Below are 25,934 nucleotides of genomic sequence, written 5' to 3' on the forward strand. Positions count from 1 at the left end.
GTCGTCAGTGATGGAAGACCAGCAGCAGCACGCTCGAGACCCCGACGACCGCGGCATATCGGAGCACTGAGGACCAGGGCACCACCTTGCGCGTGACGATCAGCAGCAGCAGCGCCTCGACCGATTCACGAGCCAGCAGCATCCATGCCGCCAGCCCGAAGTCGTGGACCGCGACCAGTGCGATCGGCAGCGCCATGACGATGCCGACGACCTTGATGGGTGAGGCGAAGAAGATCCGGTCCGCCTTCAGCAGGTAGATCGACAGCGACCAGTTCAGTGTGGTCACCACGCAGCTCAGGGCCATCATCGGAACCGCATGGATCGCCGGATCCCAATCAGCGTCCAGCAGCACCGGAAGCAGCGTCAGGGCAACGATCACGACGATGACCTCGACAACCACCACCATGATCAGCGCGCGGTCAAGGACCTGACGACCGCCTTCGCGACTGCTCCTGTCATCCCCGGAGAACAGCGCGGGACGAAGCACGTTGGTGGTCGACGCAGCCAATGAGTCCCCCGCTGCGCGTGCGATGTTCTGCGCGAACGACCACTGTCCCAGTCCCCCCGGTCCGACGAACGCCCCGACGAGCAGACGATCCGCCTGTGACTGGACCCACCCCAGAAGCTGGTAGCCGGAGATATGGACCATCTCCGGGCGCGGACGCCGCTTGAGACCTTCGAGGACCTGCGCCTCGGTGAGGGTCACCTCCACCCGACTCACTGAGCGCAGGACGAGGAAGCTGAAGATCACCTCGGTCAGCACGGCCTGCAGTGAGGACGCGACGATGCTCTGCGTGGCGAAGAGCACCGGGATGCTGATGGCGAGGCTCACGAAGGTCGCAATGGACTGCGAGCGCGCCAGCGAGCGCCACCAACCCTCGATCTGCAGATCGGCCGTCGCACGGACTCGCACAGCGGCCGCTGTGGGCATGAGCACCAGCGGAAGGGCTCCGGCAACGGTCGGGCGCAGCTGCGGATCCAGGATCATCCAGATGATCAGCAGGCCCACGGCCACCACGACGGTGCCCAGAAACGATGCCCACCGCTGATAGGAGCGCAGGAAGCGCCGGCCCTTCCGCGTGGAGACTGCCGAGATCGCGATGCCCCGCACGGAGCCGTCGGTCATGGTCTGCACGAGCATGACCAGCATCATGCTCAGCGTGTACACACCGACCTCGGCAGGAGTGACCACTATCGCCAGTAGCAGCATCACCAGTGCTGTTCCCCCGCGAGGAACAAGCCGCTCCACGAACGCCCAGATGCTCGTCATGCCCGGGGCACATCCCGCCCATGCCGGAGCAGTCCCCGATGCGCATGTCGCCTCTTCGGGAGCTGCGGGTCGCCTGCCTCACCGCGATCTGCGGTGGAGACGGCCTCCGGCCACCCATCAGTGGGCCCCTTGCCGAGGCTACCGCGGCCTCCTAGTCCTCCCGGTCCTTCAGCGGGCGATCCCCCCGTCAGTCCCAAACCCACGCACACGGCGGCCAGGTAGAGAGCAGCGGCGTAGTTCACGATGTTGTCCATCGAGCCCACGATGAGGATGACCACGATGATGCCCAGCACCAGTGACGGCCCCGAGTCCCCCGGCGTGCGTCGACGCCAAGCAGCTGCGGCCAGGACCGCCAGGCCGGCAGTAGCTGTGACGAAGCCCAGGATGCCCGTCTCCACGAGCAGCTGGACGGGGCCGCTGTGCGGCGGGCTTCCCAGCGGGATGATCACCGAATCGGTCGAGGAGAGTCCGTAGCCCAGCCACGGCTGATCCACCCAGATCTCGAGGAGACGGCTCCAGTTGATTAGCCGCCATTCCAAGCTGTTGGCGCTGTCCGCGCTGACGCCCGATGCCGACAGATCGATGTTCTGGAACTCCTGGAGGCGCCCCTGGATCTGCGGCACGAACAGCATCGCCACACCCGCCAGGACCAGCAGGGCCAGTTCTGCGACCCTGCGCCCCACGCGCAGTCCCGGCGACGCCATGCGCATGACGAGCGCCGCGGCGAAGAGCGCGCCGACGGCGCTGAGGTTCTGCGTGGTGATCGCTGCGGAGACCGAGACGACAAGAGTGAGCCAGCCGAGCACGGCGCTGGAGCGCTGCTGCACCACCGACCAGCTGTAGAGCGCCCCCAGCACGAAGAAGCATCCGGCGGGGTTGGGGTGCGAGAACGTGCCCATCACTCGCCCGGTGTCCGGCTGGAAGGTTCCGGGGACCTCGACCACGGTGGCGAAGAGCTGGTAGGCGGCCGGTACCAGTGCGGCGATCAGCAGCGTTGTCCGGAGTCTCGCTCGGTGCTCAAACGGCAGCCTGGCCACCAAGGCACCCGCGGTAATGACCGAGAAGAGCCGAAGGGCCTCTCCGAGGGCCTGGACTCCGAGGCCTGCCCCGACGAACGCGATCAGGCCGAAGAAGCCGCACCACAGTGCTGCCGCCAGGACCGTGCCCACAGCCCGTCGCGGCACCGGGCGATACCAGGGCACCACGAGGCACAGCACGAAGCCGATGGAGACGGCCGCGCCGATAATGCCTGGCGGCACTGGTGATCGGTTGGCGGCCAGCCCCCAGTCGCCCAGGGCTCGGATCAGCACGAAGGCCGGAAGCACCGCCCACAGGGGGATGGATGGGGCCGCCATGATCACGATCGCTGCTGCGATGACCAGCAGGATGATCACCCCTGCGCTCAGCATCAGCGCTCCCCTGCGAGAGTGCGCAGCCGCGCAAGCCGACGGCGCCGCAGCAGGATCCTGTCCGTGCGGCTCAGCTGCCGGGCTCGGTCGATGGACTCCTCGAGCGCGTCGTGCAGCTCTGCGATGACGGCACGGTCCGCGTGGTCGAGGTCCTCCTCGCGGGTGTGCAGTGCGCGAAAGGCTTCGATCCTGCGGCCCAGAACTGCCTCCGAGAGGTCCGAGTGGGCCCGGGCGATCTCCCTGCTGTCGCGAAGCCCCTCATAGTGCTCCTGCGAGCTGGTCACCTGCGTGGGATGCGTGCGATACAGATATCCCTGCCACGGCACCCGCAGGATCCGGCACCCGTCGCGTGCGGCCCTTAGCCACAGGTCGTAGTCCTCGGCCTCGACATCCCGGTAGCCGCCCAGCGACTTCAGTGCCTCGCGGCGGGCGATCATGCCTCCGTGGAACAGGCTGTTGTCCACCAGCAGGTCGAATGGAGCGGCATCGGGCCCCAGCGGCCACGGCACCGTGGGTCGCAGGGGCCGGAGTCGGCCATCGACGTTCAGCGCTCCGGTGAAGCACAGATCCGCACGGGCGCGCCGCATCCGAGTCAGCGTGGGAGTGAACCGCCACGGCAGGCACACGTCATCCGCATCCATCCGGGCGATCAGCGGGGCCTCAGCGTGATCCACCAGCCATGCCAATGCCGAACCGACACCGCGATTGCGCTCGAACCGGTGCCACCGCAGCTGCGGATGCTTCCTGCCCAGCCGCTCGAGGATCTGAGGAGTCGAGTCGGAGCTGCCGTCGTCGACCACCAGCACGCCCGCCTCTGCAGGCAGCGCCAGCAGCGTCGATCGGATCGCCTTTTCGATGGTCGGAGCCGCGTTGAACGCCGGCATCATGACCGTGAGTCTTGGCATGTCGTCTCCCCCCAGGATCACCCCGTGTAGTTGGAGGACCGCTCCCCAGCGGTCCTCCTGAGTACGCTCAGCAGCGGGTCCTCGGTGTCGATCTCAGCCGTCGACCACAAGGCCGCTTCCTGGCCGGTGCCATGCTAGGGCACCCCCGGAGGTCACCCGTCGATTGCGGATCAGACACGTACACAAGTGCCCACAACGGCAGTCAAAAGCACTGAATTCGGAGTCATCCACTCGGAGCGCCCGGGTCAGTCGGCTACAGTCGCCGCCGATGAGCAGTCGCGCACGAGCGGGCTTCGACCAGCGCCTTGGGGAAGGCGCCCCCTGTCTGACGACTGCGGGCTCATTCGAATTACTCACGGGGGAGAACCATGAATCTGACCGACTATCTCAAGGTGCTGCGCGGAGGCTGGGTCTTCCTGCTGATCGGAGCGCTGCTAGGCGCCATCGCGGGCTGGGGGCTGTCCGCTCTGCAGCCGCGGAACTACACCTCGACGACCGGCCTGTACATCTCCGTCGCCGATGGCACCGACCCCACTTCTGTCTTCCAGCTGGGCGAGTACATGCGCGCTCAGATGGTCAGCTACTCGGAACTCGCCGAGCGATCCGTCGTGCTGGAGCCTGTGATCGAGGAGCTGAACCTGGACGTCACCGTGGAAGAGCTCGCAGGAATGACCACGGTCGAGGTTCCCGCCGAGTCGTACATCATGGATGTCGAGGTCGAGTCGGACGATCCGCACTTCTCCTCAGCGGTCTCGGAAGCAGTTGCAGAGAGCCTGGAGACTCAGGTCGAGGGAACCGCCCCGTCGTTCCAGGATCAGGCTTTGATCGATCTGAGCATCGTCCAGAAGCCCGAGGTCGCCGAGAGCCCCGACACCGTCCCGTGGGCGCTGTGGGTCGGAGCCGGTGCGGTGATCGGTCTGATCGTGGGGCTGCTGCTCGCGTTCCTGCGCTGGTCCCTCGGGAACGGCCAGGGGCGAGTCGACGCGGTGAAGGCTCCCGAGGATTCTGCCGAGCCATGGTCCGAGTCCGATTCCGATTCGACGCACGTGTTCGAAGCTGCCGACAGCAGAGGCCGTCGCACCCGACGCTAGCCTGCGGCACCGCCGGGTGAGCGGCACCTGCCCATGCCCATGGCTGCGGGCGGGCCCCCGCATGAGGGGCCCGCCCGCAGTCATTCCAGCGCGGCGAGCTCCAGCACGGCGGCCGGCCTCTGCGGATCGTCTTCTCGGTGCGTCCTCCGTACTGGGAGATAGGGCGGGTCAACCCTCGCTCGGTACGGCGCTGTCGCCCAGCTGCCGAGCCAACATCGCCTGCACCTCACAGCGGGCCGCGTGTGAGAGCAGGGCGTGATCCGGGACCGCGAGGGGCCGCAGGGCGACAGGCGGTCCGTGCCGACGCCAGCGTCGCATCGCGCGACGGCCGCCGGCGCGAGCCAAGGACTCAAGGTCGCCCGACATGGACCATACGCTGACTTGCTCGGCTTTCAGGCCCGGCGGCAGCAGACCCTGCGCGTCCTCGAAGACTCCGAATCGCTGACCGAGGCGCCGCAGCGCAGCCGGCGCCACAAGCTGAGCTTCCCGATGGGCGCACTTCAGCCCTCTGTAGATCCGCGCTCTGGTGCTGGCCGGATCCTGCGCGAGCTGGGCCCCTCCCCCGAGCGCCGCTGTGATCGGGCTGTCCCGATAGAGCCGTCGATAGGCTCGGATATCCGATGACCATGCCTGGTTGTTGATGAGGATCAGCTCTTCGACCGGAACTACCGCTGCAGCGCGTGCGGCAGCCCACGCGCCCGCGCACAGACCCACTGCCGAGACGGGAGCGGGTTGCACGGTCTGCTGGTGGTGGATCGCTGCGGCCACATCCAGAGCAGTCTGCTCCGTGTACGGATTGGGCTCTGCGAGCTCATGGGGATCGGCGCTGTCTCCCGTGCCTCGTCGATCAGTGCGAAGAGAGGAGCACCCGAGACCAGCCAGGATCCGGGCGCAGCGGGTCCACATCCTGGAGGGGCCATGCCGGGGCTCCGTATCCGGTGCCGTGAACACTGCGGATCGCATGGTCGGCTTGTCGATCGGTGTGGCAGTCACCCCCCAGATGCCGGAGTCGCCTGCGACAGCTGTCCACGTCTCCAGCACGCTGTCGAGCGATCCTCCTCGCACCGGTTGGACCGCACTGGGTTCGCTCTGCCATGACATCTTGTGCGTCGGCTCACACCGTGTGACATGGGTCAGGATGGCGGAGAGGGCAGCTGGCGGCACCCGTGAGTACCGGAATGCCGCGGCCCAGGCCAGTTCCTCCCCCGGCTGCGCGGGAAGGATCGTCATCGTCCGTGTGGATTCCCTCGGCACCGTCAGCTGACGCAGGGACGCGGATTGCGCGAGGTCCAGAAGATCACCACTGATCTCGGTGCCCAGCCCGCCGTCCACAGGTGGGACACCCCCCAGCGACATCCGGCGGAGGACGGCGTGCTCGCGCAGGAAGGCGCGGCCGCCGACAGGCGCCCACCCGATCAGACGGATGTCGTCTTCTCGGGGGGAGACGCCGCCTGCCTGGGCCGAGGGCCCCTCACCCCATCGCGTCGCAGCAGCAGCGGCGGCACCCAGGCGCAGGCCCACGATGGTAATGGGAGCACCGGGCACTGCATCGCGGGCCCGATCGACCACAGCTTCCAGATCGGCAGACCAGCGTGCAGCGAGGTCCTCGCCCGGCCGCATCTCCCGGGAGTCCCCGTGACCCGTCCAGTCGAAGCGCACAGCCGCGAATCCGGCTTCCGCGGCCCGCACGCAGAGCACACGCACCGTGCGGTACGAGATCACGTGCTCGCGTCCCATGGGCGGGGCCACCACGAGCACCCCTCTGACCTCGTCGCCTGCCGCGTGGACCCACGCCGCCAATGCTCCCTCGGGATCGTCATCCGTCCGGATCCAGGTCGGGACTCCGGTTGCTGAACGGCCCAGCAGCCCCGAAGGGCTATCTGCGGCCTTCGTGCGGTCGGCCCGCCCCGTCGATGTGATCTGCACGCTCTGCCCCTTCATCTGGGCTCCCCCATCTGCTCCCGGAGGAAGGGGACCGCCTGCTTCAGGGCGCCGGACCAGCAGGACCATTCATGGCCACCGGTGCAGTAGGAGTCGTTGGGCATCTGCTGGTCCCTCTCGAAGAGATTTTCATATTCGTAGGACTCCACGCTGATCCCGTCTTCCTCTGCGCGTTCGATGAATCGATCTGTCGTTGCGCCGAGCACGGATTCATAGCGCTCGCTCGAACCGCGGTAGACGGCGATGGCCGTATCCTCCAGGCGGCCCGCATGCAGCCCGGGGTCAGCGTCCTGCCACTGCTGCTCGGTGGTCTCCTGGCCATTGCCCAGGACGTCGTTCCCGTTGCCCGTGGCACGTGCGAACTCGTCCTCAGCGATCCCTCGGATACTCGCATCCTCGAGCGAGAGGACCCCGGAGAACGAAATCACGGTGCCGAAGACCTCCGGTCTCTGCTCCGCATAGCTCATGGACCCGTATCCGCCTGCTGAGGCACCGGCGATGGCTCTTGCCTTCCGGTCGTCGATCGTTGCGAACTGCGAATCGACCCACGGAACCACCTGGTCCAGGTGCTGGCTGCGCCAGTACCTCGGCTCCTCAGACTGAACTGCCCAATCCGTGTACCAGCCCGTCTCCCCGCCTTCCGGCTGCACCACGATGGCCTCGAGTCCTTCGGCAGCGTTCTCGACCCCACCCTCCTCCAACCAGGACGTTGCCGAACTGTCGGTGCCGTGCAGGAGGTACAGGACCGGATAGTCGAGGTTCGGGTCGTAGTCGGCCGGAAGTGTCACCACCACCGACGGCCGACCGTCGGCGATCTGCCCGGGATCGATCAGCTCCGCGTCGAAGAAGTATCGGGTGGACCGCTCTCCGAGCCGCTCCTGACTCGTGACCTCGAGCGGGCCCGCAGTTTCAGGAGTCGGAGCCAGCCGCGCCGGCGCCGAATCTAAGACCTCCGCTGTCTCAGGTTCCGAGCAGCCGCTCAGTAGCAAGCCGGCGAGCAGCACCACCCACAGGCTTCCGCCTCGCCGGTCCATCAGGCGCTCCCCGTCGCTCTCCTGGCGTCTGCTCTTGACAGCTCATGACGCGCTGAATCGATCACGCTGCGCTGACCGACATGTGTCAACACGCCGTGATCGACCTTCGCCAGCAGATGGATCTCGACGGGATGCCCGGCTCGGCGCATGCGATGCATGGCCCGAGTCACCCTGTTGCGGGCCAGCCGCCGGAGATCGGACGGACCGACCATCGCCACCACCCGTGTCCGTCGCGCGGCAGGATCGAGAAGGTGCTCCGGAAGGTCCCGGACCTTCAGCATTCCCAAGAGGTTCCACAGTGGGTAGGGGGTCCAGCTCATCGCTGCTGCACGCCAGTCGATCGGATTTTCCAGGGACTGGTCGCGCGGGCTCAGTCCTTCGATCCCCTTCGCCTGCGGGCGAGGCTTCTGCGACGCCAGGTATTCGACGTCGGCATCCAGCAGATCCCGCTCCCAGGCATGCCGGTCCATGTCCGCGCGCCAGTCCGTGATGTTGACCGCCAGCAGCACCGCCTGCCGCGGAGCCGGCGTTCCAAGAGCCTTCTCGTTCATCGCTCGCAGAAGGGCCCATGCTCCTGCCGACACGCCGATGCCCGCGATGGGGCTGCCGCTTCGCTGCTCCAGCCACAGGGCCGCGCAGCGAGTGGAGACCGCCATGGTCGTGCTGAAGGGCACAGCCAATCGGTCCTGGCCGATGGGGCTGTGATCCCCGCTGTGGTGACGGTCTGCGCGCAGGCACAGACGGCCTTCGGCTGCGAAGTCCCGCGAAGCGACTGCCCACAGTCCTCCGCAGTCAGCGGGTTCTGAGGCCGCGGAAACCATGAGGACAGGCAACGGGGCTCTTTCGGAGACATCGGTGACGAGGGGGCCCGTGAGCACTCCCGGCCAGCTTCCCGTGCCGATCTCCGTGAGCTCCTCGAAGATTGCCCGCCCGCCGCGGTGAAGGACGTTTCGGCGACATCCGCTCTGACGCGGCTGGACCCTGCGAAGCGGCGAATCCGGAAGCAGATCGATCACCTCGTCCAACACGTCGAAGTGGACCCGTGCCGACAGCGGGTCCACCGCGTACATGACCTTGGCCCGGCGGGGGTCCGACTCCTTGAGGATCCTGACACCCGGAGCGCTCTTCATGTGCTTGGACGGATCCGGCAGCCTCTCCAGGCTCGCCGCCTGTTCATGATCGAGCCGCAGGGCCAGCAGGTCGACACCGCCGTCCTCCGGGACATCGTTCATCCACACTCGCCGCACCCGATGCCACTGCTTCAGAAAGACGCGTCCTCCGCAAGGCTCCCACAGGACCGTGGAGTCGAAGTGCTCGGATGCCAGGCCCGCCACGGCGGCCCCCAGCCGGTACCCGATGACATGGATGGGGAGATGCCCTGTGCCCGCCAGATGCTGCGCCTCCTCCGCAGTCTCCACCAGATCGGCCATCCAGGCAGAGGCGACATCACGGTCCTCCAAGGGCGAGGAGTCACCGGCACCTCGCCATGCCACCCGCGCCACGGTCCAGCCCTGCGTCGCCAGCCGAAGGGCCAGCTGACGGATCGGAAGGTGAGAGGTCATCCACTCCCGTCCCATGGGAGGCGCCAGCACCACCGTTCCTCGGCTGCCGGCCGCCGCCTCCGGCTCGAACAGGCGGACGCACAGCGCGTAAGCGCCGGGACGGACCCAGACGCTGCGCTCGGAGATCGAGAGCCCGTCGGGACGGGAGAGTCTCTCGCGCGTCGACGGCGCCGGTGCTGCGCCCCGACGGATCGGCCTCACCGTGCCGGTCTCGGAAATGGTCTGCCGCATGAACGGACTGCTCCTATCGATTCGTGATGCCGTGCGCACCAGGTCTGAGGAATGATGCCCGCAGCGCATGTCCTGCGGTCTCGGAGTCCGCCTCGGGGACGAGCTCGACGTCGACTCCGTCGTAGGCGGCGGCGCCGAAGCCCCAGGCGCCTGTGATGTCCAGGAACCCGCCGAGCTCCGGCTCGACAGGAATCACCTGCTCCCCCGGCCCCGCGAGGTCGACGCCGACCTGCGCACTGGGCCCCGGGCCGCCCTGTGCCGTGATGGTGGTGATGTCGACCTGCCCTCGCAGCCGCTCCGGACCGTCGTGGAAGACATGCACGTGCAATCCGTCGAGTCCATGGTCCAGCAGCACCAGAGCCGTCCGAGCACAGGCCGCGGCGAAGCCTCTCAGCCCGGCTTTGGGACGACCGTGGGCGTCGATGAGACCCCAACCGGGACCGGGAGCGAGGTCACGAGATGCCAGCACGATCGCACCATCGCAGCTGCTGTCAGCACGACGCCACTGGCCCAGCACCTGGGTCATGACATGCTCGACCGTCCAGCGCTCCGCCGAGAGCTGCTCTGGTGAGCAGACGGGACGGTCGGAGACGGGGCCCGGTGGGACTTCGTCCTCCCTCGGCACGCCCCGAGGCGGCGGCGGGCCGAGCAGCTCCCGGGCATAGTGCTGCGTGATCTCCTCGAAGCTCCAGCTCGCGCCCGGGTCCCTGGCCCCGTCGCGCCGCCACCTGCTCCAGCTGTCCCCGCTTCCATGAGCGCCCAGGTCTGGGAAGGCCTCATCGATCGTCGCCGGATCGGGCGGGCACCCGAAGGCCAGGCACTCCGCGGCGAATCGCACGCCGGAGGTGACCGCGTCGGAGAGCGGACGCCGATAGGCCCCCACTCCGAAGTAGTGGGACAGACCGGTGTCGCTCCTCGTGGGCGGGGCGCCCCCCATGGGCGAGTTCGCGACGTACACGAGGTCAGGCGCTCCCGTCCGCACGGCACGCGGGATGGTCGTCTCGAGGGCGGTGCTGGTCCAGACCTGAGGGGCTCGGCCGCTGAGGACGGCCTGCTGGTAGTTCTCCGATCCTCCGGACCACACGGCCAGACATGGATGCTCACCGAGCCGGCGAGCCCACTGCTCCGTCTCCGCGGCCAGGTCCTGGAGCCAAGTCTCATCCTCTGGAGGATCGACGGAGGCCAGGGGCGTGTCCTGCCACAGCATCGCGCCGTGGCGATCGCAGGCCTCCATCAGCGCCGGCGAGGCATAGGCATCGGTCCCCGGGACCCGCAGCAGATTGACCCCCGACTCCACGAGCAGCCGGACGGTCTGATCGACCCCTTCACCGCTGCCGTCCAGATCTAGCGGGTCCACCGGCGCCCACACGGCTCCGCGTGCGAAGACCGCCTGCCCGTTGACCATCAGGCGGAACGCCCCGTGGTCGCGCTCAGCGCAGATCGTGCGGAAGCCGACCCGGCGGACCTCGGTCTGACGGTCGTCGACCTCCAGCACGAGAGCGTGCAGCACGGGATCGCCATGCGTGCTCGGCCACCACAGCTCAGGATCAGCCACACGCAGTTCGGCAGTGGTCTCACCGGAGCCGATGCGCAGCGTGCGGGCGGCGCCCGCACAGCTCACATGCACCACTGCGCATTCTCGGGAGCTCAAGCCGATGCTCACGACTCCGTGGCCGTCCTCGAGCATCCGCGTGCGCACATGCCGGATCCGCACCTCGTGCTCGTCGATCGGAGTCATCTCGAGACCCGCCCACGGCCCGATGACAGGCGCGGTCCCCGCCCAGGGGATCCGCCCGATCAGGGGGGTGCGCAGCCATCGCAGCCGTCGGTCCGGCACCAGGCTGCTGCGCCATCGAGCTCGTGGTCTCGACGGGGGCACCATGGAGCTGAGGCTGCGGCAGCACAGCGCGACGACGTGCTCTCCGGGCTCCAGATCGATTTCCGCCTCGTGCGCGGCGAAGGCAGATTCGGAGGCAGACGTCTCCTGCCCGTCCACGTGCACGGCCGACCTTGTGGCGAGGCCGTTCGAGTGCAGACGCACCGTGCACACAGCCTCGATCTCCACGACGGCGATCCACCACCAATCATGATCGCCGGCTACCGCCTCTGCAGGTGTCTGCTGAGGAAGCGAAGCTCCTGCCGCTTGCGCGTCACTCCAGGCAGAGGCGGCTGTCCCCGGCACGGCAGCGGGCAGCACCGCATCCGCACAGCGGGCGAGCTTCGTCAGGTCGCCCCTGTTCGCCGGGGCATGCTGCAGCTGACCGGATTCGGTGCGGTACAGGTGCCACTCCAGCTGCGGAACGGGCGATGCGACCGAGGAAGGAGACATCGCCTTCATAGCTCAGAAGCCTGACTGCGCGTGGGCTGCTGCGCCCAGTCACCCAGGATCTGAGCGGCGCTGCGCCAGTTCCGCGGGATGGAGGACATGGCATCCTCGAGCGCCGCAGAGCGACGTCCGCGGGCTACGCGCGCGAGCTGGAACTGCAGGGTCTTGGCTTCGGCAGAGACCCGCCTCCACGCCTCTGCCGCCGGCTCCAGCTCCCTCTGTCGGCTGAAGGCGCATGCCTCTGCCGCGAGGAGGGCCGCAACGCCGAGCTGCCGCGTGGTCTCGAAGCACACCGCGTGGTATCCGTCCATCCCGGCTTCGCCCAGCCAGTCGAAGCGATCCCGCAGAACCTCCATGAGTGCAGCGGCAGGGTTCGACTCGGGTGCTCGCCCGGCGTGCAGCCGGAGAAGGCGCACCGCCTCTGCACGCGCCTGCTCCGGTTCGGGGCGCCACAGCCGGTCCAGACGCACGAGTTCCACGTAGGGGGCGGGAACGACGCCCTCTGCGCGCCGCGCACCCAGCACGAAGTCGAAGTCGTCGCCCTGTAGCTCGTGCAGTCCGTCGTTGTGCAGATAGACCAGCCGGCGAGCCGCGACGTCTGCCTCGAGGATCGCGATGCTGGTCTTGGTGTGCTCCAGCCCGTAGGAGACGCCGCGGGTGTCCGGCAACCAGTGCGCATCCGCCTCGAGGAGCAGCACGTTGCCCGCCTGAAGCTGGATGAGCGACTGCTGCTCGAGCGTGTGCCAGATGTCGTACTCCCCCACGCGGATGCCGCACAGCTGCTCAAGGTCACGGTGCTCGATCTTGAGGAACTCGAACTGCTCGACCTGGCAGTCCACGGCCACGGCTGCGGCGAACAGCGGTTCGGGCGCGACCCCGAGTCCGTGCAGCAGCTCGATCCACACATCCAGGTAGCAGTTCGTGTTCGACCAGACGGATTCCTCTCGGTGCAGCGGGTGCCGACGGAAGCCGGCGGGAGTCAGCTCCGCCGCTGCGAGCCGCTCAGCCCGGAGAGATCCTGTGCGCGCGCCGGCGCTCTCTCGACCGATCATCGCTCTGCCGCATCGATCGGCGATTCAGCGCCCGTGGGCAGGAGCAGCTCCCGGACCGCTCCAGGCCATCTGCCGAGATCGGTTCCGTGCGTCTTGGCCAGCGCGAGGGCGATCCGCTCGAGCCCGAACCCGAAGCACGCCGAGTGGGCCACGGAACCATCTGACGTGCGCAGCCCGAACTCCTGTCCGAAATGATCTTCGTGATAGTTCCCGGAGCTGATCGCCGTTCTGGCGTCGGAGTACACCGGGGCCGTCAGCTCGAACTTGAGCTCAGCCTCCCGCTGGCCCCTGGACAGGATGATTCCGGCCCGGCCGAAGAACGCATCGTTCGCGGCTTCCCGCTCGATGTCGAGCCCCAGCTCCCTGAGCAGTCCTTCGCCCATCTCCAAGCAGGCCTCTCTATGTGCGAGCGCCTGCTCAGGGGTGCCGAGCAGCACCAGCTCCAGCATCCGGAACGAGACCAGACGCATAGGATCAGCCGAGGCCTCGTTCCTGAAGCAGTCGCCGGTCATCTGGTAGACGGTCCCGTCGACCAGCCCTTGTGACGGTCCGAGCTGCAGCGCTGCATACAGCGGATGGCATGCCGCGGGCACGAGAGAATAGTCGCTGACCCGCATGTGGCCGTCCCAGGGAAGCCCTTCCTCTCGCTCCGCCAGAAGTCGCCGGTGGTCCTTCGCATCGCCCTGGAACGTGTCGATCGTTCCCAGCAGCTGCGGAAAGCTCGACACATAGTCGGTGCGCTCGAGCAGCCTCCGCCCGTTGACCGGGGGGAACCGGACCGAGACGAGGGCTCCGGGTCGTGTGAGGCTTTCAGCTCGGCGGCGCGCCAGTGACTCCAGCCCGCGTATGACGGCCTCCATCGGTCCGCCAGTGCCCACGACGCCCTCTCCGAGCGTCGGCAGCACCCAGCCTCCTTTGATGAGGTCCCGTTCGAAGGCCGATTGCTGCGCTGCGCGGCCATCAGCTCCTCCATGAAATGCCTCGCTCATCGTGTCCCCCTCGAAACCAGCTGCAGTGAAGCGGTGCTGTGCAGGATGCGGTCGTTGTTGACCTGCAGAGACGGCCCTATCGAATCGCGAAGCGCTCGTGCCAGGGACAGCGGGCCCTGGTTCGAATAGGCCGCGATGCCGACGATGACCATCGCGTCCCCCACGATGAGCCGAACCAGCTCCGAGGCAGAGACCTTGAGCGTGTTCATCGCGATCGCGAATGCCATCGAGGAGAGCATCTCGACGTCCTGGCCTGCGGATTCGAAGCGGTTCACTCCGGCACGCACCGAATCCGTCATGCGCTGCAGATGGACCTCGAGCTCGGCCAGGCGCAGCGCAGCAGGAGGCGTGCGCCCTGGATCCAATCGGGCCTTCGACTGCACGAACCGTCGGGCGACGTCGCCGGCTCCGGCAGCCAGGCCGAGCCAGGACGACGCCCACAGCGTGTGAGAGGCCGGCAGCATCGACTGCGCCGAGATGGCCGCGAAATCGAGCGGGAGGATATAACTCTCAGGAACTGAGGCCTCGAGTTCGAATCCCTCCGACATCGTCCCGCGCAGGCCGAGTGCGTCCCACCCGCTGGTGCGCTCGAGCTGCAGGTGCGCACGCGGCACGACTACGAGCACCTGCTCGGAAGGGGGTGCTTCGGAAGAGCGGCGGGCAGTGACCAGGACGGCATCGGCGAAGCGCCCATAGGAGATCACAGGTGCCGACTTCCGCAGCTCGATCCCGCCTTCGTGAGTCCGGGTCACGGCACATGACGAGGTGCGGGTGTCGCCTCCGATCCCCTTCTCCGTGGTGGAGGAGGCCAGCAGCATCTGGTGCTGCGCCACCTGCTTGGTGAAACCGGCAAGGTCCGAATCACGCTCCAGGTCGATGTGCCGGGTCAGGCACAGCTCCTGGCTGAAATGCATGGCCAGCACAGCGGCGCTCGACGCGCATTCACGCCCCACTGCCTCCACCAGTTCGCACACATCGGTGATCGAGGCCCCGAGGCCACCGTACTGCTTCGGAACGCATGCGCCGAAGATCCGCTGCTCGCGCGCGGTGCCGATCGCCTCCTCGGGGAACCTCGCCTCCTGATCCACCGAGGCGGCGGCGGCAGCCGCCGATGCCGCCACAGCACCCACTCGGGCCTTCCAGTCCTCGTCGATAGCCGGGTGCTTCGAGACGACGGGTGCGACGGTTCCGGTGCTCATGACTGAGCCTGGACGTCGGCGACTGCGGCGGCGATCGACCCGATGGACTCGAACGTCTCCTTGGTGAGCTTCTGCTCCGGGAACTCGATGTCGAACTCGTCCTCAAGCGCCAGCATCACATTCACTGACGCGTGGGAGGTCATACCGGCCGAATACAGGTTCTCCGCAGCGGAGAGCTCGGCTGCGCCTCGCCCAAGATGTCCGTGCTGGTCCAGAACCTGCCGAACAGTCGTGATGATCGCTTCATCGGTGCTCATGAGTCTCTTCCCTTTCTCCTGTGGCGTACTGCTCTGTCGATGCGGGTGACCGGCGCAGGCCACAGCTGTGGCCCACACGTGGTCGCCCAGCAGGCCGGTGCGAACACTCAGGCGAGTGATGCCCGCCCGTCGCCCGACCGCCTCTGCCGTGCCGAGGAGCCGCACCTCACGATGTCCATCGCCTGCCACGGGCAGGCCGACGTCCACGTCCTTCCAGCGCCACGGATCCTGGTCGAGCACACCTATGGCCTTGGCCACGGATTCCTTCGCCGACCAGAGCTCGGCTGCGCGGATCGCCTCGGCGGTCCCCCATCGATGCACTGGATGGGCTGAGACCAGCTCGTGCTCATCGGAAGTCAGAACTCGAGAAGCCCAACGGCCCGCGCTCTCGCACAGCCCCCGGGCGATCGTGGAGTGCTCCTCCACATCGCAGCCGATTCCTCGGATCCCCTGACCCGAAGCCTGCTGCCACTGCGAGCCCCCTACGGCGGTCTCCATCTGCACGCACTCTCCCCATTCAGTGCATCCCCGCCCAGAGCCGCTTATCTCCCTGCGGCCCGTCGCCCCTGCCAGGTCTTCGCCGGCCGGAGCCCAATCAGCTGATCGAGCGGTCATCCAATGATATGGACTCGAATCACACTGTTCCTCCCCGATTCCTCCGTATGACGCGCCCCTGTTCGGCCCACAGGGTGGCTCCTGGTCGTCACCGAACGACCCGCACCGTCCGTGGCGGAGCATCGGCCCTCCTCCTGCCTGATTCCGGCTGCGCACCGAGGGGTCCCCATAGGATGAGACGCGAACGACCGTCGTCCCAGCAGGAGGAGTCCCATGGCCGTCAACGCCAGCCAGACCATCAATGCCCCCGTCGAGAAGGTCATCGAGACCTTCACCGATGAGGCCTTCAACCGCCATGTCGCAGAGCGCGGCGGCGCGACCCTGGTGTCCCAGAACGTCGAGGGCGACACCTCGGGTCCGTTCAAGGTCACGATCGTGCGCAGCATGGGCGCGGAGAAGCTGCCGGACATCGCGAAGAAGTTCGTCAAGGGCGGGCTCACCGTGACCCAGGTCGACACCTGGTCCGGTCCTCGCGACAACGGCTCCCGCGACATCCAGACCGAGGTCTCCGTGGGCGGCATGCCCGTCTCGGGCTCCGGCACGCAGACCCTGACCGCCAAGGGCGAGACCACCGACGTCGCCGTGGACGTCACCGTCAAGGCCAACATCCCGCTGGTCGGCGGCAAGGTCGCCTCGGCCGCCGAGCCCTATGTGGGCAAGGCCCTGAGCCTGCAGTCCCGAGAGGCCGACGCCTGGATCGCCTCGCACTGACCCGCCCGGCGGCTGTCCTGGCCGCACCGGCTGCGCGCCCCGGATGCCCGCCTCGCGGCAGGGCCTCCGGGGCGCCGTCATCTCCGGACCCCTCGGCACTGCGACGCGACGCGGACCACTGCGGTCGTAGACTGGCCCGATCCGCGACGGGTGTCCCGCACCGGTCGACGCCATGCCGTACGGAAGGTCCTCGATGCCCCAGGAACGCTCAGCCCGCAGATCGCCTCTGCTCCGTCTCGGGGACGCCCTGCGACAGGATCTGGTGGGCGGCGTGCTGCTGCTCGTGGCGCTGATCGCCGCCCTCGTCCTGGCGAACACGCCCGCCGAGTCCCTCTACTTCGGAGTGCGCGACGCCGAGGTCGGCATCCACGCCCTCCCGGGCCTCACGCACACCGTCGGCGAATGGGCCGCCGACGGCCTCCTGGCGATCTTCTTCTTCCTGACCGGCCTGGAGCTCAAGGCCTCCTTCGTGGACGGCGAGCTGCACAATCCGGCCAAGGCCGCCGTGCCGATCGTGGCGGCCTTCGGCGGCGCAGCTGTGCCGGCGATCATCTACGCGGTGCTCAACCTGACCGCCGGCTCGGACCCCTCGACCATCCAGGGCTGGGCCATCCCCACCGCCACGGACATCGCCTTCGCGGTCTCCGTGCTGGCCGTGGTGGGCTCCGCGCTGCCGGTGGCCATGCGCACCTTCCTGCTCACGCTGGCCGTGGTCGATGACCTCATCGCGATCGTCATCATCGCCATCTTCTACAGCCACGGCTTCAGCTTCCTGCCCCTGCTGGCCTCGTTCGCCGTGCTGGCCGTGTACTGGGTGCTGACCCACCGCTTCGCCTCGTTCTTCATGGCGCGGGCCTGGGCCGCCTGGGTCATCCTGCTGCCCCTGGGCTTCGTGGTCTGGATCCTCATGTACAACAGCGGCATCCACGCCACGATCGCCGGCGTGCTGCTCGGCTTCGCGACCCCTGTGCTGAAGACCCGTCCGCACGTGATCAACGACGAGGACCCCGCCCAGGGCCTGGCCCCGACCCTCGAGCACCGCTTCCGCCCGCTGTCCAACGGACTGGCCGTTCCGATCTTCGCCTTCTTCTCCGCCGGCGTGGCCGTCGGCGGTGTGGACGGGATCCGCTCGGCGGCCACCGACACCGTGGCCGTCGGCATCGTGCTGGGACTGGTCTTCGGCAAGATGATCGGCGTCTTCAGCTCCGCGTGGCTGATGGACCGGTTCACCCCTGCCAGCAAGGACCGCGACTACCAGTGGATCGACATGGCGGGCCTGGCCATGGTGGCCGGCATCGGCTTCACGGTCTCGCTGCTGGTCGCCGAGCTGTCCTTCGGCATCGGCTCCCCGCACAACGACCATGCGAAGGTCGGCATCCTCTTCGGCTCCACGATCGCCGCGCTTGCAGGCGGCGGCCTGCTCGTGGCTCGCAACCGCCACTACAAGAAGCTGCGCGACGAGGGCGCCGAGGTGGACACCATGGGCTGATCGGCGCGCTCGGTTCCGCGCACCGACGACGCCGGCGCTGCACCTTCCTTCTCGAGGAGGTGCAGCGCCGTCGTCGTGAGCCAGGGCGGAGGCCGGCGCTCAGCCCTGCTGCCCGGCCTGAGCCCGCTCGATCGCCTTCTCGGCCGCGACCCAGCCGAGCGCCGCGCACTTCACCCGGGCGACGAAGCGCGAGACGCCGGCGAAGGCCGCGGCATCACCCAGCAGCTCGACATCCGGCTCGATGCGACCGCGCGAGTGCAGCATCTCTCGGAAGGCGTCCAGCTGCTCGCGCAGCTGCTCCAGGGACGAGCCGGGCGCCATCTCCGAGAGCACGGAGGCCGCGGCCATGGAGATCGAGCAGCCATCGCCCTCCCAGGTCACAGACTCGACGGTCTCACCGCGCAGGCCCACCCGCAGCCGGATCTCATCGCCGCAGGTGGGGTTGTACTCGTGGTCCGCCCCGGCGGCGCTCTCCTGCCCCACCGGCTCCGTGACGGCGTCCTTGCCGGGCCGCTCCCGGATCTCGGCCGCCAGGCCCTCGCCGATGCGGCGCTTGGAGTGGTCCAGGATCACCTCCTGGTACATCTGATCAAGCTCGCTCATGCCCTCTCCTTCCCGCTGCTGGCGGCGCTGGTGTCCTCGCCGACCCGGAAGTAGGCCCGCACCTTCCCCAGCTCCTCCAGGAACCGGTCGATGTCCTCCGTGGTGCTGTGCACGTAGGCGCTGGCCCGCGTGGTCGCCGCGGTGCCGAGCCGCCGGTGCAGCGGCTGGGCGCAGTGGTGCCCCACGCGCACGGCAACCCCGGCCACATCGAGCAGCTGGCCGACGTCGTGGGAGTGCACGCCGTCCACCACCACGGAGGCCAGGCCCACGCGGGGCTCTCCGGCCGGCGGGCCCACGAGCCGCACTCCGGGCAGCTGCTCGACCCCGGCGGCCAGGCGCTGGCCGAGCTCGGCCTCACGCGCCTCGATCCGGGACATGCCGATGCCCTCGAGGTAGCGCACGGCCTCCGCAAGGGCGACCGCCTGGGAGATGCGCTGGGTGCCGGCCTCGAACCGGGTGGGGGCCGGCATGTACTCGCTGGCCTCCATGGTGACCCGGGTGATCATGGACCCGCCGGTCAGGAAGGTGGGCAGCGCCTCGAGCAGCTCGCGGCGGCCCCAGAGCGCGCCGATGCCCGTGGGCCCGAGCATCTTGTGCCCGGAGAACACGGCGAAGTCGACGTCGAGGGCATGGAAGTCCACCGGGAAGTGCGGCACCGACTGGCAGGCGTCGAGCACCACGAGCGCTCCCACCCGGCGGGCCGCCGCGACCAGCGCGGAGACGTCGTTGACGGCGCCGGTGACGTTGGAGACGTGGGCGAAGGCCAGCACCCTGGTCCGCTCGGTCACGACCTCCTCGAGGGCCTCGAGCTCGAGGAGGCCGCGGTCGTCGACCGGGATCCAGCGCAGCGAGGCTCCGGTGCGAGCGCACAGCTCCTGCCACGGCACCAGGTTGGCGTGGTGCTCGGCCTCGGTGATCACGATCTCGTCGCCGGGACCCAGGCGGAAGCGCTGCGAGGCCTCGGTGGCACCGTTGGAGCCTGCGGTCGCGTTCGAGAAGGCGTAGGTGAGCAGGTTCAGGCCCTCGGTGGCGTTCGAGGTCCACACGATCTCCTCCTCCTGCGCGCCGACGAAGCCGGCGACCGTGCGGCGAGCGTCCTCGAAGGCGTCCGTGGCCTCGACGGCCAGGGTGTGCGCGCCGCGGTGCACGGCAGCGTAGGACGTCTCCAGGAAGGAGCGCTCGGCATCCAGCACGCTGACGGGGCGCTGGGAGGTGGCCCCGGAGTCCAGGTAGACCAGCCTGCGGCCGTCGAGCTCGCGCTGCAGGATCGGGAAATCGGCGGCCAGGCGCCGGGCCTCGGCGTCGTCGAGGGGTCCGTTCGGGGTGTCCATGTCGAGATGCCTCCATCGCGTCGGGCCCGTCCGGCGCACGAGGCGCGGGACGGTGTATCCACGGTAGTCCAGGGCTCCGACGGCCCAGCGGAGCCTCAGGAGCTGTGGAAGGCGTTCTGGGCGGCGGTGAGGCCGTCGTCGATGATCCGCTCGACGGCATCGGCCGCCCGGTCCAGGTGCAGCGGCAGGTCCTTGGCCTCGGCCGAGCCGAACGGGCGCAGCACGTAGTCGGCAGTGTCCATGCGCCCCGGAGGACGCCCCACCCCCACCCGCACGCGCAGGTAGTCCTTGGTGCCGGTGGCCTTGGAGATGTCGCGCAGCCCGTTGTGCCCGCCCTCGCCGCCGCCGCGCTTGAGGCGCAGGGTGTCGAAGGGGATGTCGAGCTCGTCGTGGACCACGATCAGCTGCTCCGGGGTCGCGTCGTAGTACTTCAGCAGCGCGCTCACCGGCCCGCCCGACGTGTTCATGTACGTCAGCGGCTTGGCCAGCACCAGGCGCGGGCCGCCCGGGCGCAGGCGGGTCTCGATGACCTGGGCCCGCGACCTGTGCGCCGAGAAGCTGCCTCCGGTGCGGCCGGCGAGCTCGTCGAGCACCATCTGGCCCACGTTGTGGCGGGTGGTCGCGTACTGGGGACCGGGATTGCCCAGTCCCACCACGATCCAGCGATCGGTCGTCATGCGGGGCTGCTCCTCGAAGTGCTCGTCGTCGTCATCGTGTCCGTGACGCACACCGTGCGCTCGGTCCATCCTGCCCGCTCGCGCGCCAGGACGACGATGGCACCCCGTCGCGCGGACGGGGTGCCATCGGGATCCGGTGCGCCGTCGGCCGGAGCCGGGCGCACAGGGGGATCACTCGGAGTCGGAGGACTCCTCGTCGGAAGCCTCGCCGCCCTCGGACTCGCCCGACTCCTCGCCGGACTCGCCCTCGGCACCCTCGTCCTCGGTCTCCGGCTCCTCGCCGAGATCCTGCTCGATGGGCTCGGAGACGTTGATGACCATGGTCTCGGGGTCGGTGAGGACCTCGACGCCCGACGGCACCACGATGTCCGACACGAGCGCGTGCTCGCCCGGCGTGCGGCCCTCGATGTCGAGCTCGACCTGCTCCGGGACGTTCAGGGCGTCGGCCATGACGGTGAGAGTGGTCTCCTCCTGCGTGTAGATCGCGGAGGGGTCGACCTCGCCGGTCACGTTGATCGGCAGGTCGACCTCGACCTTCTGGCCGCGCTTCACCGTCAGCAGATCGATGTGGTAGATCTCCGGGCGGATCGGGTGGCGCTGGATGTCCTTGAGCATGGCCAGGTGCTTCTGGCCGTCATCGGCCAGGACCTCGATCACGGCGTTGGCATTGCGGGAGATCAGCATCATGTCGTGGCCCGGCAGGGACACGTGGATGGGATCGTGACCGGCGCCGTAGATGACGGCGGGGATCTTGTCGGCCTGGCGGATGCGGCGGGCGTAGCCCTTGCCGAAGTCGGTGCGGACCTCGCCGGGGACCTTGGTGGTATCAGCCATGGTGGCTCCTCCTGATGCAACGGGTTCTCGTGGTGGTTCATCGGTGCCGATCGGCGAGCGACCGGGACCTTCAGCCTCCACGGCTTTCCGGACTCGGACGCGAGGCATCCGATCGGATCATCCCGTGCGCGGGATCCGCGAGCCTCGAGCTCCGGATGCGCTGGAAGAGCAGGTACCAGCCTCGTCGATCACGGGAGTCCGCGGGATCTCACCCGCGCGCTCCCCTCGCCTCGGCAGCCCGCACAGCATACCAGCCTGCGCTCACGACCCCGGAATGCGGACATCGTCCCATGTCACACGGGTCGAGCTGTCCCCGGCTCGCCCGACGCCCCGACCAAGAGACCACAGCAGAGAACACCCATATCGGGCTCCGGACTCGTAGGATGGGCCCGTGGGATGCTCGCGCTCCCGCTCGAGATCAGCCGTGGGGACGGCGGATTCCGAGCAGGTCGCGGGCGCTGACCCGCATCAGCATCGCAGGAAAAGCATCGGGACGCCCCTAGCAGCGCGTGGCCCTCATCGACGGCGCCGTCATCGCACGACGCACCCGCGGCAGTGCCGCGGCGACGATCAGGGACCAGGCGCGATCGCCTCGGCGCATTCCACCAGGGGGAGGAATCATCCATGAGCAGCTCGCTCGGCACATCGCCGCAGACCGATCGCCGCACGACCGCCCGGGAGTACCGCTCGCAGCGCCGCGCGCACCCGTCGCAGGGCGCGGGCTCAGGCCCCGCGGCCACCACGGAGCACAAGGGGTCTGCGCGCCACAACCCTGCTCCCCTGCCCCGCCGGCCCGACGGCAGCGGCGGGGAGCCGACCACCGGCCCCATCCGCATCATCCCCACCCCGGATGCCCCGTCCCGTCCGCTGCCGACCGCCACGGAGCAGCAGTGGCGCACCGGATACGTCACCCGCATGCGGGTCGTGGATGCCCTGGCCATCGTGGTCACGCTCGTGCTGGCCCAGGTGGCCCGCTTCAGCCTCCCCGATGCCCAGGCTGAGCTGATCATCGGCCGGTTCGGCATCCACTACCTCGTGGTGGGCCTGATCATCGGCCTGCTGTGGTGGTGCGCGCTGGATCTGCGCGGCACCCGAGCCGTGCGGCTGATCGGCAGCGGCATGGAGGAGGCCCGGCAGGTCCTCACCGCGACCCTGATGGTCTTCAGCGCCGTGGCGATCGTCTCCTACGCCCTGGCGCTGCCCGTGGCGCGCGGCTACGTGCTCGTGGCCCTGCCGGCCGGTGCGGCGCTGCTGATCCTGGGCCGCGTGATGCTGCGCTCCCAGCTGATCCGCCGCCGTCGCGCGGGCGAGGCCATGGCGCCCACCATGATCGTGGGCCGTCGTCGCGGCGCCCTCGAGACCGCCGAGTCGCTGCGCGCGCACGTCGAGTCCGGGCTGGACCCGGTGGCGGTCTACACCCCCACCACCCGCAAGCAGATGCCCTCGAATCTCGAGGAGATCGAGATCCCCAATGCGCTGGCCCCCGACCAGACCCCCTCGGTCTCCGGAATCCTGGAGGCCGTGCGCCGCCACCGCATCCAGACCCTGGTGCTGACCAACAGCTCGCCGCTGACCTCGGCCGAGATCCGCCACCTCTCCTGGTACCTCGCCGATGCCCACGTGCGACTCGTGCTCAACACCGGGCTCACGGACATCGCGGGTCCGCGCATCCACACGCAGCAGGTCGCCGGCCTGCCCCTCATCCACGTGGCCACCCCGCGCATGACCCGCTCACGGCGGATGCTCAAGCGCCTGGTCGACATCGTGGGCGCGCTGGGGGCGCTGATCGCGTTCTCGCCGATCATGCTGGTGGTCGCCCTGGCGGTGAAGGCCCACGACCGCGGCCCCGTCCTGTTCCGCCAGCAGCGCGTGGGCCTGGACGGGACGCACTTCAAGATGCTGAAGTTCCGGTCCATGTACACGGATGCCGAGGAGCGCAAGGCTGCTCTGCTGGCCGAGAACGAGTCCGGCGGCGACGTCCTGTTCAAGATGAAGGACGACCCCCGAGTCACCGGGCCCGGCAAGGTGCTGCGGCGCTACAGCCTCGATGAGCTGCCCCAGTTCCTCAACGTCCTGCGGGGCGACATGTCGCTCGTGGGACCCCGTCCCCCGCTGGACTCCGAGGTCAGCAAGTACGACTCGTACGTGCACCGTCGTCTGCGGGTCAAGCCCGGCATCACGGGCCTGTGGCAGGTCTCGGGACGCTCGGACCTCGACTGGGAGCAGGCAGTGCGCCTGGACCTCTACTACGTCGAGAACTGGTCGGTGCTCGAGGACCTGCTGATCCTCCTGCGCACCGTGAAGGCCGTCTTCGCCCACGAAGGCGCCTACTGAGTCTCAGCCCAGCGCGGGCGCTGTGAGCTCGGCGGCACTGGCTGCCGGCTCCGATCCCGCTCCAGCGACCTCCTCGAGGCCGCGCCACCGGTACCGGCGGCGCGGCCTCGAGGCGTCTGCCGCGGCATCGCTCGGCTGTCCCCCAACCTGTTATTAATCTGTTCGTGATCTGCGCAGATGCGTGCGATCAGCAGCGATACACTTTTGTATCATGATTCCCCAGAAATTGCTGATAACGACCTGATAAATAACCCGAGACTCGCTTATGCTTTGGGGCGTCCGCGCGCCCGGGTGCGTCGCGGATGCTGCCCCCTCCCCCCCCGAACAGATAGGCCCCGCGTGTCTCCCTCCCCCCGCCACACCGCGACCTGCTCCGTGCTGTCCCTGACGGCTCTGACCATCACCTCCCTTCTCACCGCCGCCCCGTCCCACGCCGAGGAGTCCCCCGCCACCGGCACCACCGATGCGGGCGCCCCGGCGGGCGAGCTGCCCCTGGTCGACGGCGAGGTCGTCTCCTACGACGACGAGGCCGTGGCCTCCTACGACGACCCCGAGCTGCCGCAGTCCGCTCCGAGCACCGGCGATGACACTCCCGGTGCCACCATGGGCCAGTACCAGAAGACGGTCGAGGAGGCCAAGCACCTCTCGGAGGACTCCGAGGAGACCATGGAGCAGATCGAGGGCGGGGACCTTCCCGATCCCGAGGACACCGCCTCCGCGTCGTCCACCTCGGGTCCCATCGGCGCCATGTCGCTGAGCGTGCTCGGCAGCGCCTGGCAGCCCTCCGGCATCCAGGGCATGGATGTCTCGGGATGGCAGCCGTCGGTGAACTGGACGCGGGAGTACTCCATGGGCGCCCGCTTCGCCTATGTCAAGGCGACCGAGGGCACCACCTACACCTCGTCCGCCTTCGGCAGCCAGTACATCGGCTCCTATCAGGCCGGGATGACCCGCGGCGCCTACCACTTCGCCGTGCCGACCCGCACCTCCACCGGTGCTGCGCAGGCGGACTACTTCGTGGACAACGGCGGCGGCTGGTCCGCCGACGGCCGCACGCTGCCCGGCCTGCTGGACATCGAGTACAACCCGTACCCGGCCTACGGCAACATCTGCTTCAATCTCTCCCAGTCGGAGATGGTCAACTGGATCGAGAGCTTCTCGAACCGCTACGAGAAGCGCACGGGCCGTCTGCCCGCGATCTACTCGACGACCGACTGGTGGGCCACCTGCACCGGCAACACCGCTCGGTTCAACGACCACCCGCTGATGATCGCGCGCTGGACCGGCTCCCCCGGAGTCATGCCCAACGGCTGGAGCACCTACGACATCTGGCAGTACTCCGAGACCGGCCCGTTCTCCGGCGACTCGAACGTGTTCGGCGGCAGCGCAGCCAAGCTGCGCGACCTGGCCATCAACCCGAACTATCGCCCGATCGGCGGCAAGGCCCCGACGACCGCGCCCACGACCGCCGGCCCGTTCCGCGATGTCTCGGCCAGCAATCAGTTCGCCACCGAGATCACCTGGGCCAAGAACAAGAAGTACCTCAACGGCTGGTCGGACGGCACCTACCGCCCGACCCAGAACATCAACCGCGACGCCATGGCCGCGGTCGCCTACCGCATGGCAGGCTCCCCCGCCTACACCCCGCCGCGCGTCTCCCCCTACAAGGACCTGACCCCGCAGTCGGCCTTCTACAAGGAGATCACCTGGGCACGCTCGAAGGGCCTGCTCACCGGCTGGTCCGACGGCACCTTCCGCCCGCTGAACGACATCGACCGCAACGCCACGGCAGCGCTGCTCTACCGCATGGCCGGCTCCCCGTCCTACACCGCACCGCGGACCACCTCCTTCAAGGACGTCCCCGCCGGATCCGCCTTCTACAAGGAGATCCACTGGATGAACGCCCAGGGCATCACCACCGGCTGGAACGACGGCACCTTCCGACCCCTGGACCAGACCCACCGCGACGCCATGGCCGCCTTCCTCTACCGCTTCGCCAACTGACCCCTGACGGTGCCCGCCCGCCCGGCGCTCGGGCGCCGTCAGGACCCGCTGACCATCGCGGCTGCGGCAG

At 68.6% G+C, this 25,934-nt stretch carries 20 protein-coding genes; 5 read left to right on the top strand and 15 right to left on the bottom strand.

Features of this window, described 5'->3' with window-relative positions:
• Positions 1 to 4: 4 nt before the first annotated feature.
• From OVA15_RS07100 to OVA15_RS07110, 3 genes are read right to left on the bottom strand one after another with little or no spacing between them, the layout of a single operon-like run.
• Positions 5 to 1,270, bottom strand: a complete 1,266-nt coding sequence (locus OVA15_RS07100) for an oligosaccharide flippase family protein (protein WP_268144017.1) — start codon at positions 1,268 to 1,270, stop codon at positions 5 to 7.
• A complete protein-coding gene (locus OVA15_RS07105; RefSeq protein ID WP_268144019.1) occupies positions 1,267 to 2,679 on the bottom strand; it encodes an O-antigen ligase family protein in 1,413 nt (470 codons plus the stop codon). The genes OVA15_RS07100 and OVA15_RS07105 overlap by 4 nt, the downstream gene beginning before the upstream one ends.
• Positions 2,679 to 3,584, bottom strand: coding sequence for a glycosyltransferase family 2 protein (locus OVA15_RS07110; protein ID WP_268144021.1), 906 nt, complete (start codon positions 3,582 to 3,584; stop codon positions 2,679 to 2,681). Before OVA15_RS07110 ends, OVA15_RS07105 begins: the two co-directional genes overlap by 1 nt.
• Before the next feature lie 368 nt (positions 3,585 to 3,952).
• Between OVA15_RS07110 and OVA15_RS07115 the strand changes: the two genes are divergently transcribed.
• Positions 3,953 to 4,675, top strand: coding sequence for a YveK family protein (locus OVA15_RS07115; protein WP_268144023.1), 723 nt, complete (start codon positions 3,953 to 3,955; stop codon positions 4,673 to 4,675).
• Positions 4,676 to 4,843: 168 nt separating this feature from the next.
• Here the strand turns inward: OVA15_RS07115 and OVA15_RS07120 are convergent, their stop codons facing one another.
• The 8 genes from OVA15_RS07120 to OVA15_RS13250 all read right to left on the bottom strand — a co-directional run bounded on the left by OVA15_RS07120 (position 4,844) and on the right by OVA15_RS13250 (position 16,178).
• The gene (locus OVA15_RS07120; protein WP_268144025.1) at positions 4,844 to 6,616 is read right to left on the bottom strand and encodes an alpha/beta hydrolase; all 1,773 of its coding nucleotides are present in this window, start codon (positions 6,614 to 6,616) and stop codon (positions 4,844 to 4,846) included.
• Entirely contained in the window at positions 6,613 to 7,623 is a 1,011-nt protein-coding gene (locus OVA15_RS07125) for an alpha/beta hydrolase (RefSeq protein WP_268144027.1), read from the bottom strand. Before OVA15_RS07125 ends, OVA15_RS07120 begins: the two co-directional genes overlap by 4 nt.
• A 26-nt stretch (positions 7,624 to 7,649) precedes the next feature.
• Positions 7,650 to 9,443 carry a hypothetical protein gene (locus OVA15_RS07130; protein WP_268144029.1) on the bottom strand — a complete coding sequence of 598 codons (1,794 nt, stop codon included), beginning with the start codon at positions 9,441 to 9,443 and terminating at the stop codon, positions 7,650 to 7,652.
• 13 nt (positions 9,444 to 9,456) lie between these two features.
• Positions 9,457 to 11,508, bottom strand: a complete 2,052-nt coding sequence (locus OVA15_RS07135) for a hypothetical protein (protein ID WP_268144031.1) — start codon at positions 11,506 to 11,508, stop codon at positions 9,457 to 9,459.
• A gap of 269 nt (positions 11,509 to 11,777) precedes the next feature.
• Entirely contained in the window at positions 11,778 to 12,821 is a 1,044-nt protein-coding gene (locus OVA15_RS07140; RefSeq protein WP_268144033.1) for a DUF1839 family protein, read from the bottom strand.
• Positions 12,818 to 13,810 (bottom strand): hypothetical protein, encoded by a 993-nt coding sequence (locus OVA15_RS07145; protein ID WP_268144035.1) that lies wholly within the window; start codon positions 13,808 to 13,810, stop codon positions 12,818 to 12,820. Before OVA15_RS07145 ends, OVA15_RS07140 begins: the two co-directional genes overlap by 4 nt.
• On the bottom strand, positions 13,807 to 15,009 hold the full coding sequence (locus OVA15_RS07150) for an acyl-CoA dehydrogenase family protein (protein WP_268144037.1): 1,203 nt from the start codon (positions 15,007 to 15,009) through the stop codon (positions 13,807 to 13,809). Before OVA15_RS07150 ends, OVA15_RS07145 begins: the two co-directional genes overlap by 4 nt.
• Positions 15,006 to 16,178, bottom strand: a complete 1,173-nt coding sequence (locus OVA15_RS13250; protein WP_326493267.1) for an acyl carrier protein — start codon at positions 16,176 to 16,178, stop codon at positions 15,006 to 15,008. The genes OVA15_RS07150 and OVA15_RS13250 overlap by 4 nt, the downstream gene beginning before the upstream one ends.
• Here OVA15_RS13250 and OVA15_RS07160 point away from each other — a divergent pair.
• A complete protein-coding gene (locus OVA15_RS07160) occupies positions 16,095 to 16,592 on the top strand; it encodes a DUF2505 domain-containing protein (RefSeq protein WP_006214201.1) in 498 nt (165 codons plus the stop codon). The genes OVA15_RS13250 and OVA15_RS07160 overlap by 84 nt on opposite strands.
• Positions 16,593 to 16,785: 193 nt before the next feature.
• Positions 16,786 to 18,081: a Na+/H+ antiporter NhaA gene (nhaA, locus tag OVA15_RS07165; protein WP_268144040.1), complete on the top strand. Its 1,296-nt coding sequence runs from the start codon at positions 16,786 to 16,788 to the stop codon at positions 18,079 to 18,081.
• A gap of 99 nt (positions 18,082 to 18,180) precedes the next feature.
• Here the strand turns inward: nhaA and sufU are convergent, their stop codons facing one another.
• From sufU to OVA15_RS07185, 4 genes are all read right to left on the bottom strand, one after another.
• Positions 18,181 to 18,684, bottom strand: coding sequence for a Fe-S cluster assembly sulfur transfer protein SufU (gene sufU / locus OVA15_RS07170; protein ID WP_053447757.1), 504 nt, complete (start codon positions 18,682 to 18,684; stop codon positions 18,181 to 18,183).
• Entirely contained in the window at positions 18,681 to 20,015 is a 1,335-nt protein-coding gene (locus OVA15_RS07175; RefSeq protein WP_053447758.1) for a SufS family cysteine desulfurase, read from the bottom strand. The genes sufU and OVA15_RS07175 overlap by 4 nt, the downstream gene beginning before the upstream one ends.
• A 95-nt stretch (positions 20,016 to 20,110) precedes the next feature.
• Complete coding sequence (gene pth, locus OVA15_RS07180) at positions 20,111 to 20,692, bottom strand: aminoacyl-tRNA hydrolase (RefSeq protein ID WP_268144043.1); 582 nt, start codon at positions 20,690 to 20,692, stop codon at positions 20,111 to 20,113.
• 171 nt (positions 20,693 to 20,863) lie between these two features.
• Entirely contained in the window at positions 20,864 to 21,526 is a 663-nt protein-coding gene (locus OVA15_RS07185) for a 50S ribosomal protein L25/general stress protein Ctc (protein WP_268144045.1), read from the bottom strand.
• A 624-nt stretch (positions 21,527 to 22,150) separates the two neighbouring features.
• Here OVA15_RS07185 and OVA15_RS07190 point away from each other — a divergent pair.
• Together OVA15_RS07190 and OVA15_RS07195 are read left to right on the top strand one after the other, a co-directional pair.
• Entirely contained in the window at positions 22,151 to 23,860 is a 1,710-nt protein-coding gene (locus tag OVA15_RS07190; protein ID WP_268144047.1) for a sugar transferase, read from the top strand.
• A 339-nt stretch (positions 23,861 to 24,199) separates the two neighbouring features.
• Positions 24,200 to 25,864, top strand: coding sequence for a GH25 family lysozyme (locus OVA15_RS07195; RefSeq protein ID WP_206390329.1), 1,665 nt, complete (start codon positions 24,200 to 24,202; stop codon positions 25,862 to 25,864).
• The last annotated feature ends 70 nt before the right edge of the window (positions 25,865 to 25,934 follow it).

The organism is Kocuria sp. SL71, assembly GCF_026672465.1.
GTDB classification, from domain to species: Bacteria; Actinomycetota; Actinomycetes; order Actinomycetales; family Micrococcaceae; genus Kocuria; species Kocuria palustris.